This window comes from Algoriphagus taiwanensis (genome assembly GCF_036245645.1).
In the GTDB taxonomy this organism is placed as follows: Bacteria; Bacteroidota; Bacteroidia; order Cytophagales; family Cyclobacteriaceae; genus Algoriphagus; species Algoriphagus taiwanensis.
Window position 1 is genome coordinate 49,365 of sequence record NZ_BTPE01000018.1, and the last position, 12,322, is coordinate 61,686.

Annotated in this window: 8 protein-coding genes; 1 reads left to right on the top strand and 7 read right to left on the bottom strand. The window is 45.1% G+C overall.

Features of this window, described 5'->3' with window-relative positions; translation table 11 throughout:
- Positions 1–21: 21 nt before the first annotated feature.
- From AAA938_RS18535 to AAA938_RS20320, 4 genes are all read right to left on the bottom strand, one after another.
- On the bottom strand, positions 22–1,794 hold the full coding sequence (locus AAA938_RS18535; protein WP_338230262.1) for an efflux RND transporter periplasmic adaptor subunit: 1,773 nt from the start codon (positions 1,792–1,794) through the stop codon (positions 22–24).
- 8 nt (positions 1,795–1,802) lie between these two features.
- Complete coding sequence (locus AAA938_RS18540; protein WP_338230264.1) at positions 1,803–3,311, bottom strand: TolC family protein; 1,509 nt, start codon at positions 3,309–3,311, stop codon at positions 1,803–1,805.
- A 4-nt stretch (positions 3,312–3,315) separates the two neighbouring features.
- Positions 3,316–7,146: an efflux RND transporter permease subunit gene (locus AAA938_RS18545; RefSeq protein WP_338230265.1), complete on the bottom strand. Its 3,831-nt coding sequence runs from the start codon at positions 7,144–7,146 to the stop codon at positions 3,316–3,318.
- 84 nt (positions 7,147–7,230) lie between these two features.
- Entirely contained in the window at positions 7,231–7,644 is a 414-nt protein-coding gene (locus AAA938_RS20320) for an HYC_CC_PP family protein (RefSeq protein WP_420915753.1), read from the bottom strand.
- Between the two features lie 103 nt (positions 7,645–7,747).
- Between AAA938_RS20320 and tnpA the strand changes: the two genes are divergently transcribed.
- Positions 7,748–8,209, top strand: coding sequence for an IS200/IS605 family transposase (gene tnpA, locus AAA938_RS18555; protein WP_338230267.1), 462 nt, complete (start codon positions 7,748–7,750; stop codon positions 8,207–8,209).
- 440 nt (positions 8,210–8,649) lie between these two features.
- Here the strand turns inward: tnpA and AAA938_RS18560 are convergent, their stop codons facing one another.
- The 3 genes from AAA938_RS18560 to AAA938_RS18570 all read right to left on the bottom strand — a co-directional run bounded on the left by AAA938_RS18560 (position 8,650) and on the right by AAA938_RS18570 (position 12,040).
- Positions 8,650–8,859 carry a heavy-metal-associated domain-containing protein gene (locus AAA938_RS18560; protein WP_338230269.1) on the bottom strand — a complete coding sequence of 70 codons (210 nt, stop codon included), beginning with the start codon at positions 8,857–8,859 and terminating at the stop codon, positions 8,650–8,652.
- 81 nt (positions 8,860–8,940) lie between these two features.
- Positions 8,941–11,229, bottom strand: coding sequence for a heavy metal translocating P-type ATPase (locus AAA938_RS18565; RefSeq protein ID WP_338230270.1), 2,289 nt, complete (start codon positions 11,227–11,229; stop codon positions 8,941–8,943).
- A gap of 403 nt (positions 11,230–11,632) precedes the next feature.
- Positions 11,633–12,040: a hypothetical protein gene (locus tag AAA938_RS18570; protein ID WP_338230271.1), complete on the bottom strand. Its 408-nt coding sequence runs from the start codon at positions 12,038–12,040 to the stop codon at positions 11,633–11,635.
- Positions 12,041–12,322 lie beyond the last annotated feature (282 nt).

The window sequence follows — 12,322 nt, forward strand, 5'->3', positions numbered from 1 at the left end:
TATAAATTGAATTGATTTGAATTAATGATTATGTGAAGAAACTGAACTTGAGGTGTTCGCAGACAGATTCATCACCGGCTGACCTCTTAAATAGGTCTGTTTGACTTCTCCACAGGCAAGCATGGAAGCGCCGAAATAAGGATTGGTGATGTCTTTTTTCTCAGAAAGCCAATAGGCGCCCTGATCTTCAAACGCCATTGGGCAATAGTCTTTGTAAACCACATCCATATTCAGCCCAAAGGTCTCTGTCATCTCCAAAATATGGTAGGAAAGCATAGAAAAGTGCTTTCTGGCTTCTTCGATATCTTTGGCTGTCCCCATTTTTGTTCGGGCATCTTTCATTCCTTTGAGGATTTCCATCCAGCGATCATGGGCCTGGTTTTTGACCAAAGTCATATTCACTTTAGAAAGGCTTTGATCCAAGTTGGTTAATGCTTTTTGGGAATCGTTCAGTTTATCCTCCACCAACGCATTTTTTACTTCAAAATAAGCATCTGCCACCGTGGTAATCTGACTTCTGAACTCTTCCGACACCTCCATGGATTTGGTTTCCGGGCGATTCATCATGCTAAACTGACCCGAAAGTTGTGCAGCTGCGTCGATGGCAAAAGCCCCGTTGGTGACGATTTCCTCTCCTGCTTGCAAGCCCGATTCGATCAGGTAGTTTTCTCCCATTCTGGCCCCCAAGCTTACTTCTCGCATTTCAAAGGAAGGCCGTTCGGCTGCCGGTACTTTTACATATACAACGGATCGTTTGCCTGACCAAAGCACCGCGGTCCGGGGAATGGTAATTTCTGAGGAAGTCTTTCCAGCTTTAGTTTGAATTTTTGCCGTAACAAACATTTCTGGCTTGAGTTTTTGACCTGAATTACTGATTTCAGCCCGAACTGAAGCCGCCCGGGTACTAGGGTCGAGTAGGGGATCGATAAAAGAAACCCGAGCTTTGAAAGTTTCTCCAGGAAGTCCCGCTACCGAGAATTTGATCTCATTTCCGACTTGTAGGAAATTCAAATCTGACTCGTAAGCATCCAGTAAAACCCAAAGTTTATTCAGATTGACCACATTGAATAGCACTTGTCCGGTGTTTACATAGTCACCGACGGCAATATTTCGTTGGGTCACCACACCGCTTTGATCCGCCAAAATGTCGATCTGGTCTTGAACCTGCCCATTTTGTTCAATGGCCTGGATTTGGCTTTCCGTCAGCTTCCAAAGCCGGAGCTTTTCTTTTGCAGCTTGATACAACTCAGGAAAGCTGCCCTTGCTTTTCGCTGCTTCCAGAAGTTCTCTCTGGGCGGTGAGGAGTTCTGGAGAATACAAAGTGGCTAATTTTTTACCTGCCTTTACCTGCTCTCCGGTAAAGGTGACGAAGAGTTTTTCGATTCTTCCCGGGAATTTTGCCGTGACAGAAGCATTTTCCCGTTCATCAGTCTGGATTTTTCCGGTAAGGAAAAGTTCTCCCGAGGTATTGGCACCCCCGACTTTGGTCGTATGGATTTGTGCCAAAGCAACAGCTTCAGGTGTCATTTCATAGACCAGCGGATTTCCTGAACCGGAAGGCATTTGCGAAGCTGGAATCAAGTCCATCCCACAAATGGGACAAGAGCCTGACTCTCCTAATTTAATCTGGGGATGCATGGAACAGGTCCAAAGTGCGGTCTCACCTGCCTCTGCACTATGCTCATGTGCCTCTTCTTGGTTGGATCCTGAAGGCTTCAGAATCCAGCCAATCAATCCTCCCAAAACCAGCATGGAAAGGATCAGAACAAGTTTATTTTCAAATAGATTTTTCATCGGATTTCTTAATTAAGCGGGATCGAACTGGCCGAAAGCATTTCTAGCATGGCCAAACTTTGGTATTGAAGGTTGATCGCGTTGAGCTGCTTCAATTGGTAATCCAGCAATTGCTGCTGGGTTCTCAGGACTTCTTCAAAGTCCTGTCCGTTGGCGGTATAGTCCGTGATCAATAAGTTCAAGCTCTGTTGGGTTAGGGCTGTTTGTTCGGAGTAGAGCTTGATTTTTCGCTCCGCATCTTCCCAATCCCGAAAGGCATTAGCCCATTCCATGGCGAGTAAGTTTTCGGTTTTTTGCTTCTCCATCAAAGCAGCTTCCTGAAGCAATTCGGCCTCCTTGATGCGGGAATTGACCTTTTTCCGATAGATCGGCAAGGTCATGGTCACCATGGGCATGACCATGTCATTCCCACCCATCATCATTCCGTTTTCTTCCCGTGCGGTGAAAGGCATGTAATTAACTCCGGCACCCAGCATAGGACGTCCGTCCAGTCGGGCCATTTTGGCTTGCTGCTCATAGGCAGAGAGCTCTGCATCATACATGGCCAGCATGGGATTGTTGCTGCGAATGCTGTCCAAAACCTCCAATTTTCCTTTTTCCAATTGGATTGGTGAAAAGCTTTCAGGAGTATTGATTTCTGCTCGGATTTCCCGGTTGAGCAATTGATTGAACTTGATTTGCAGAGGTTCCAGATTGGCTTCCAATTGCGCAATGGAGTTTTCAAGTTCCCGCATGGAAATACGGATTTGCAAAACATCCCGCATGGAAGAACCTGAAGAGGCCATGGTATTTCCTCCCATGGAATTGGCAGAGGTTGAAGCCGAACTCATGGTCGAATTTGCTGATCCACCCATATTTCCCATTCCGGAAGCTCCAGAAGAAGTAGAGGTGGGAGATGCTGTGGGATTCATGGCAGAACCGCCTGAAATGTTGTTTGGATTTCCTCCTGCAGCCTGAAATTTAATCAAAGCCAATCGCTCGTATTTCTCAAGAAAGACAAGGTTCTCTTTGGCAATTTGGATTTCATTATTCAGTCGGATCAACTCATACCAAGTGGATTTTACCTGGAAAAGTAATTGATTTCTTTCTTCCAAAAAGAGCTGATATTGTGCTTTGGCCATGTAATTGGCTTCCTCTTTTTGGGTACCGATCATTCCAAACCAGGGAAACATCTGCATCAGCTGTAGGTCAGCCTGCTGATTTCCCATAAAACGCTCCATAGGGCGAAAGAAGAATCCAGCGCGAAGTTCCGGGTCAGGAAGACCAGGTTGGTTGATTCTCTCCAAAGCGGCTTCGTATCGGGCATAGGATGCCTTCAAGCCGGGATTGTTTTCAGCCGCTAGGATGAGGTAGTCGTCCAGGGTTTGGGCTTTTGCCATTTCTGAAAAAGAGTTCAGTAAAAGAAGGAAAGCCAAAGCCAGAAATCTGAAGTCTGAAATCTGAAATCTGAAATCCGAGATCCAACCTTCGAAATCCGAAATCCGAAATCCCAAATGGTATAGGGTTCTAATTGTCATGACTTTATGCGTTTGATTCCTCAGTGAATACTTTGGAGTTGTTTTTCAATTTTCTTTCAGCCCACCAGCAGTAAAGAGTAGGCACCAGAAATACAGTGGAAATTTCCAAAACCATTCCTCCTACAGAAGGGATAGCCATTGGAATCATGATATCCGATCCCCGGCCTGTAGAAGTCAGCACGGGAACCAGCGCCAAAAGGGTAGTGGCAGTCGTCATCATACAAGGAAGCACACGTCTTTTTCCGGCTTCTAAAACTGCCTCTCTAACCTGTTTCACCGTTGTCGGTTGGTTTTCTTTGAAGCTTTGATCCAAATAGGAAGCAACTACCACTCCGTCATCTGTGGCAATGCCGAAAAGGGCAATAAATCCTACCCAAACTGCCACACTGAGATTATAGACCTTCATTTGGAACAGATCCCGTAGATTGGTGCCAAATAGATTCCAGTCCATAAACCAATCCTGCCCGAAGAGCCAAATCATGATAAAACCTCCAGAAAAAGCCATTCCTATTCCCATAAATACAAACAGGGAAGTGGAAACAGCCCGGAACTGGAAATAGAGAATCAGGAAAATCAGAATCAAACAAAGTGGAACCACAATGCTTAGGCGCTTTTCTGCACGAACCTGATTTTCATAGGAGCCCGAGAAAACAAAGCGGACTCCATTCGGGACTTTCAGTTCCCCAGAATCGATCTTCTCTTTCAGGTAGTTTTGGGCGTCTTCTACCACCGTCACTTCGGAAAATCCAGGCATTTTGTCCAGAAGCACATAGCCCACCAAGAAGCTGTTTTCTCCCCGAATCATATCCGGTCCGGGACGATAAGAGATTTTGGCGACCTGACTCAATGGGATATAATTCCCCAAAGGAGTGGGGATTTGGAGATTTTCTATGGCGTAAGGATCATCCCTGAATTCTCTTGCATAGCGTACCCGAATCGGAAAGCGCTCTCGGCCTTCCACCGTGGTGCTCAGCTTCATTCCGCCTATAGCAGTTTCGATGAAGTCCTGTACGTCGACCACATTCATTCCGTAGCGGGAGATTTGATCCCGATCAATGTCCAATTCCAGATAAGGCTTTCCTACAATCCGGTCTGCGAAAACGGCTTCCTTCTTGACGGAGGGGACCTCTTTCAGGTATTTTTCCAGCTCTAAGCCAAAGCTTTCAATGGTTTGTAAATCTGGTCCGTAAACTTTGATTCCCATCGGAGCTCTCATGCCGGTTTGAAGCATGACAAGGCGGGTTTCGATAGGCTGTAGCTTGGGCGAAGAGGTCACTCCGGGAATTTGAATGACTGAAACAATCTCATCCCAGATATCATCCGGACTTTGGATATGGGATCTCCACTGCCGGAAATACTCTCCGTCTTCATCCTCCACTAAATCCTGAATCCGAATTTGATTGGGAGTCATGGTTTCCGGATCAAAGAGCGAACCGTCTTTTAGTTCGTATTTGCCATCCACTACTTTAAAGCGTAGCCGATTTCCATTGATATCCGTGGCGTATTCGCTTTTGTAGTTAATGGTGTTTTCAAACATGTTTATTGGTGCGGGATCGATCGCCGTTTCGGCTCTTCCAGCTTTACCAACCACGATTTCCACCTCAGGAATCGCTGTCACCAACATATCCAATTGCTTCAGTACTTCTTGGTTCTCCTGAACTCCCGCATGGGGCATGGTGGTAGGCATGAGGAGAAAAGATCCTTCATTCAGAGAAGGCATAAATTCTTTTCCCAATCCAGGGAAAGAATGAGTCAATCCCGACCAAAAACCAGAGGTGCGAATATTGACACCAATAAGGTCAAAAGTCTTGGGAACAAAGCCAAAGACCCGATTAAAACCAAGCCATACACTCGATCCCATCAGAAGCACCACCATTGGGAAAAGGATGAACTTCCCTTTGTTATTCAGGCACCAAGTGAGGATTCTGGGATAGATTCGAATAAATCCTGCAAAACCTCCCAAGACAATAGCTAGAAGTAAAGCGATAAACCCAAAATTGACCACTTTGCTCACCGAAACTCCCAAAGGCATCCAAAGCCCAGTCAAAAGCCAGGTGATAAACAGGAGGGTAATTCCAATGACAGCCAAGTTCTTATGCGGCTCAACTTTTTCAGGAAATTGGTCTGCCAAAACATTCAATAAGGCAAAGGCAAACAAAAACCACCCAGCCCAAGACCAAACGGTGAAAGCGATTATTGGCCCCAGAATTAGCATTCCCCAATTCAAGAATTTTCCAATTTTTCCTTTTAGCTCTCTAATGGAGAAAATCCAATGAGAAAAGGCTGGCATAATCAGCAAGGTGAAAATCACTGCCGAGATTAACGCAAAGGTTTTGGTGTAGGCTAAGGGACCAAAGAGCTTTCCTTCGGCTGCTTGAAGGGTAAAGACCGGAAGGAAACTGATGATCGTGGTACTGACTGCCGTGATGATAGCACCTGAAACTTCCGCAGCTGCGAGATAAACGGTTTTGAGCTTGGATTGGCCTTTGGGAGCCATTTCCAGATGCCGAAGGATGTTTTCATTGAGAATAATTCCCAAATCCACCATGGTCCCGATGGCGATGGCAATCCCTGAAAGCGCCACGATATTGGCATCGACGCCGAAATACTTCATGAATATGAAGCACATCAGTACCGCCAAAGGCAGCAAGGCGGAAATCAGAATGGAAGCCCGAAGGTTGTAAACCATCACGATGATCACCAAAATGGTCACTAAGATCTGGAGATTGATGGCTTCGTAAAGCGTACCCAAGGTTTCGTAAATCAACCCGGTTCGGTCGTAGAAGGGTACCAAAGTAACTTTGGAAACGGTACCGTCAGCGAGAGTTTTGGTAGGAAGGCCCTGAGAAAGCTTCTCGATTTCGGCTTTTACTCCCTCGATTACCGCCAATGGATTGTCACCATAGCGGGCGATGACCACGCCGCCTACTGCTTCAGCCCCAGCTTTGTCCAGAATTCCTCCCATATTTCTGGGCTGAGGGCCGATATTGACCCGTGCAACGTCTTGGATTCGGATGGGAACGTTGTTGGTGACTTTGACTACCGCTTTGTCCAAGTCGGACAGCTCTTCGACATAGCCTAAACCCCGGATAAAGTAATCCACTCGGTTGACTTCGATGGTATTGGCGGAAACGTCCAAGTTGGATTTGCGGACGGCTTCCATCACATCCATCAGGCTGACTCCATTAGCTTTTAATGCCGCAGGGTCTACGTCTACTTGGTATTCTTTGACATATCCACCTACGGAAGCAACTTCGGCGACGCCTTCCACCGCAGTCAAGGCATAGCGAACATAGTAGTCTTGAATGGTTCGGAGTTCATGGATATCCCAACCGCCTGCCGGATTTCCATTCTCATCCCGTCCTTCAAGCGTGTACCAGAAGACTTGCCCAAGAGCGGTAGCATCCGGTCCCAGTTTGGGTTGAACGCCTTCCGGCAATAGTCCGGCAGGGAGAGAATTGAGTTTTTCCAAAACCCGGGAACGGCTCCAATAAAACTCGATGTCCTCGTCGAAGATGATGTAGATGCTGGAAAAGCCAAAGGCCGAGCTGGAACGAACACTTTTTACCCCGGGGAGACCTAAAAGGGAGGTGGTGAGAGGATAAGTGATTTGGTCCTCCACATCCTGAGGAGATCGGCCCATCCATTCGGTAAAGACGATCTGTTGGTTTTCGCCGATATCCGGAATGGCATCGACAGGAACTGGATCTCTTGGCAGGAAATCCACATTCCAATTGAATGGTGCGGTGACGATTCCCCAGCCGATAATCAGCAGGAGAAAAAGCACAGTGACCAGTTTATTTTCTAAGAAATACTTGATGATTCGATTAAGCATAAATCAAGGGATTAAAATATAAATCACTGAGCCAAAATGAATTAGCTCGAAAGATTCATGCAGGACAAGCCTGCTTCCCGAGATTTAAATCAAGAAAGTTTGATGCAGCACCTGAAGGTCCTGCTCAATTGGGGGAGGGTAATAGGTTGGTAAAGGGCTTGTTTCAGATGAAACTGGATCAAGGCCAAAAACGAAAACCTGAACAAGCGCAACTGCGAAATTCAAGTTGAATTGAATCTCAGCTTTTTTCAGCGAAACCTCATCATCTACCTGCAAGTGGGTGGTGACATTTTCGCAGCAGGATTTGGGATCTTGGTGATTATCGTCCTGGTTTTCCTCATGGTCCATAGGCATATTCATACCGCAGTCCACATGTTTTTCACCAAAACCAATCTCCGATTTCATCTCCATGCCCATGCAAAAATGGGTAGTCTTCGCCATCCCAACGGAAGCAAAGAGAACCAAAAAGGCTAAGAGTATGGAAATCGGGGATTTCATTAGCTCAAATGTACGGAATAAAATTTGGGAAGTTCAAATTAGGAGAATTGATAGAGATGAAAACCGATGGATAATCTATAAATTGGTATATAATTTTTTGACAATGGCCAATACTTTTACCCAGATTCACCTTCAAATTGTTGTCGCGGTTAAAAACCGAGCTGGACTTATCTCTTCGGATTGGGAATCAAGGCTTTATGAGTATATGGTTGCCATCATCCAAAATCATAGTCATAAGGTTTTAGCGATCAATGGGATGCCCGATCATGTTCATATCTTGATTGGGCTTCGACCAAATCAATCCCTCAGTGAGTTGATGCAGATATTAAAGGCATCTAGCTCCAAATGGATCAATGAAGAAAAGCTCACTAAATCCAGGTTTGCGTGGCAAGAGGGATATGGTGCCTTTTCTTATACCAAATCAGACGTACCTAAAGTTGTAAACTATATCCTTAAACAAAAAGAACATCATAGGAAATCGAATTTCTTGGAAGAATACCGTAGAATTCTGGATAAACTTGAGATAGATTATAACCCTTTGTATGTCTTTAAAGAACCAGAATGAGTTTCGTCCCTACGGGACTTCTGAATAGACATCCAAATCTAAAGTCTACCAAGCCAAGGTCCCTAACGGGACCTCACATCAAAGAATTCATAAAGAATTGACTGAATTATATTCTCTATTTTTTCCTGAGGAATGTGTGCCATTAGGCACTAAAACCTGGTAGAAAAACAGGATCAAATTCCATATACAAATGCCGTAGGCATGACAGATATATTCATTTTTAATTATTGGTCTCGTCCCTACGGGACTTCTGAATAGACATCCAAATCTAAAATCTACCAGGCTATTGTCCCTAACTGGACCCGAGCTAAAAGAATTCTTTTCAAATTGGCTAAATAAGATTCTCCATGTTAAAATGGAAGGTTTATGTGCCCATAGGCACAAGAGCCTGGTAGAAAGCAGAATACAATACGACATAGAAATGCCGTAGGCATGATAGATCATTTAGGATTTGCGATAAAACCTGCTTTTAGAACCGCCTTTTTGATGTCTTCGGGCTCCAGATTTTCTGTTTCTACAGTGAGGGTTCGATCAGGATCAGCAAGATCGACATTCCAAGAACTAATATCGTTTTGTTCATTGAGCTTAGGGGTAACTTTGGACAGGCAGTTGGAGCACTGAATGTTGGTTTTGAATTTGAGCGTTTTCATGTTTAAGAAATTAGATATTAGACACAAGACACAAGAAGCAAGAACAGAATTCCTAATCTTTGCCCCTTAATTTTTAAATCTTCAAATTTTCGAATTTTTCAATCTTAGGCTATTCATAACTACCGATAGGGAACTGAAAGCCATGGCCGCTCCTGCGATCATAGGATCCAAAAGGAATCCATTGATCGGATACAACACACCGGCGGCAATCGGAATTCCGATCAAGTTGTAAATAAAAGCCCAAAACAGGTTTTGTTTGATGCCATTCACTGTCAAGTGGGAGAGATGGAAGGCCTGGGGGATCTTTTCCAAATCTGAAGTAATCAGGGTGATTTTGGCCACATCCATGGCGATATCTGAACCGTGTCCCATGGCAATGCTGACATCCGCCTGTGCCAAAGCTTCCGAATCGTTAATTCCATCACCGACCATGGCCACTACTTTTCCTTTCGCCTGCAATTCCTTCACAAATTCCGACTTATCCGTGGGCATTACCTCTGCCCGGAATTCTTGAATTCCTACCTGTTTGGCAACTGCAGCAGCAGTTTGATGATTGTCTCCAGTCAGCATATACACTTCCACTCCAGCTTTCTGGAGCTTTTCAATGGCGGATTTTGAACTGGGTTTAATCTGATCCTGAATGCCTAAGATGGCAAGGGCTTTTTGCTCATCTGCAAACCAAATCACCGTTTGTGCCTGCTCGCTCCATTCTTTGGCAGTTGTTTTTAGATCTTCCGGAATTAAAATTTCTTGTTCCTGAAGTAGTTTTTGATTTCCTGCGAAATAGGTTTTACCGTCTTTTATTCCTTTGACGCCCCTTGCCGTAATGCTTTCGAAGTGATCTAAATCTGTGGATTCCACGTTTTCGGTTTTCAAATACTTCACGACCGCTTCTGCTAGGGGATGCTCGGATTTGGATTCGAGTGCCAACAGAATCTCCCTGAGATCAGAAAGATTGCTTTGCTCCTGCGTCGCTCGCAATGACGTCTGCACATTGCCTACTGCCAACTGCCTACTGCCCTCTGCCCACTGCCAACTCACTACCGTCGGTTTTCCCTCGGTAATCGTTCCGGTTTTATCCAGAATAATGGCATTCACCTGATGCCCCAATTCCAAACTTTCAGCATCCCGAATCAGGATATTGTTTTCGGCTCCTTTGCCCACTCCAACCATGATCGCCGTAGGTGTTGCCAACCCCAAAGCACAGGGACAGGCAATTACCAAAACTGAAACAGCAGCCAATAGTGCATGGGAAATTGCATTTTCCCCTCCCCAAATCATCCAAGCCCCAAAAGTCAAAAGAGCGATTCCCATCACCACAGGCACAAAGATTCCGGCGATTTTATCCACCAACTTCTGTACAGGAGCTTTGCTTCCTTGGGCTTCCTGCACTCGCTGAATAATCTGGGAAAGCAGGGTAGAAGATCCCACTTTTTCGGCCTCGATCTCCAAGCTTCCTTTTTGATTGATTGTGCCCGCAAAAACCGCATCGCCGGCTTTCTTTTCCACAGGAATGGGTTCCCCGCTGATCATGCTTTCGTCTAGGAAAGAGCTGCCTGTCAGAACCTTTCCATCCACCGGGATTTTTTCTCCTGGTTTGATCAGGATCCGGTCTCCCAACTGGACTTCCTCGATTTTGATCTCCTGAGTTTGCCCGTTTTGGATGCGGGTCAAAGTTTTGGGCTGAAGGCCTATCAGCTTTTTCAAAGCGGTACCGGTTTGGGATTTGGCCTTTTCTTCCAGCATTTTTCCAAAGGAAATAAAGACAATAATCACCGTAGCCGCCTCGAAATATACATTAGGATGAATGCCCCGCTGATGCCAAAACTCAGGAAAGAGCGTATTGAAGACCGAGAAGATAAAAGCAATACCGGTACTCAGGGCCACCAAAGTGTCCATGTTCGCTTTGCCGTGACGGGCTTGTTTCCAAGCGTTGAGGTAAAAGTTTTTTCCGAAAAAGAACAGAACCGGTATGGAGAGCACTAAGCTGATCCATCTTCCGGGAACCCATTCCATAAAAAACATTCCCAAAATAAAGACAGGCAAAGTCAGTAAAGCTGCTCCGATGGTCTGCTTTTTAACAGCCTGAAATTTCTTTTCTTGCTCTTCCTGTACCGCTTCCTGCACATTCTTGGTATTCAAAACTAATCCATAACCAATGTCTGTCAGTGCTTCATTTAATTTCTCCGGAGAAGTATTGTCGTCGTATTCAACCTGGACGGTATTGGTAGCAAAGTTGACAGAGGCAGATTTGACGCCATCTGAGTATTGCAGGATGGTTTCCACGCTGGAGGCACAGGCTGCACAGGTCATGCCCGTGACAGGGAAGGTTTCCTTATGCGTTTTTTGATTTTGCTCTGCTGTTTCCATGGGATAGAATATTACGCTACAAAATTGAAAATAGGCATGCGGAAAAGTCTTACAGAATTATGGGTAAGATTTATAAGATTTAGCAGATTTTACCACAAAGCCACAAAGGGCGCAAAGAAATCCCAAGTAGTAAAAGGAGGGTAATTTGGTTACAAATAACCTAGAAAGGATTAATTCTAGAAGTTAGGTTTGAAGTCCAAAATAGCGCAATTTCTCTTTAAATGGGGGGTAGGGGGATTATTCTATTTGTGTAAAAAAAAAGAGGCTGTCTCAAAGATAAATTTTGGCACATTGAGATAAGTCGAAATAGCCTTAAGATGCTGGAAATGGCCTTCGACTCCGCTCAGGCTGACAACGAAACGATTTATGAGACAGCCTCAATTTATTCTGATTTATCGGTTAGTTAAGGATTGGGAATCTGGAGTCCCCGCATGGATTCCAAAATCGGCAGATTTGCCTCAGTAGGGATGTAAATGACTGTTTTGTCATTTAGATTTCGCTGCTGACGAACCCAAAGGTATTGGATATACTTTTCGGAAAGAGCTCCGTTTTCGATGGCGATGGCTTCCGCGGCACCCCTTGCCCGAGCCACTTCTGCTTGGGCATTCAGTTTTTCAGCTTCCAGATTGGCGGCGGCCTCTTCGATGAGGATTCTGCGGTTTTGTTCGGCTTTGGCGAATTCCGCCCGTCCGGACATCTCCTGCTGCCAGACATTGTAAGTGGGGCATCCCCAAAGTCCAAAACCGATCATCGCAAAAAGAAACCAAGAAATCATGGTTCCGAGGAGAGCACCTTTGTAGTTTCCGTTCATAGTTTTTAAGGAGTTTAGTTTCCTTAAAGATAGGGGAAAATTGGGAGGAGGGAATGTAAATTAACGGTTTGGCTATGGTGCGTGTCCCGAAGGGTATTGCGTATAGGTTTTGTTGCACTAAACCTGCGGTAGTTTCTCCGATTAGCAGCCCAAAAGAGGTATCTTTTTGATTCATTCTTAACCGTTTTCAATCATGAAAAAAAAGAGAACCTCCTCCAGACCGCTTGCTCCAAGATAGCGGGATTTGCTGAACTACTGGCCAAGTTTGAGCAAAAAGTTACC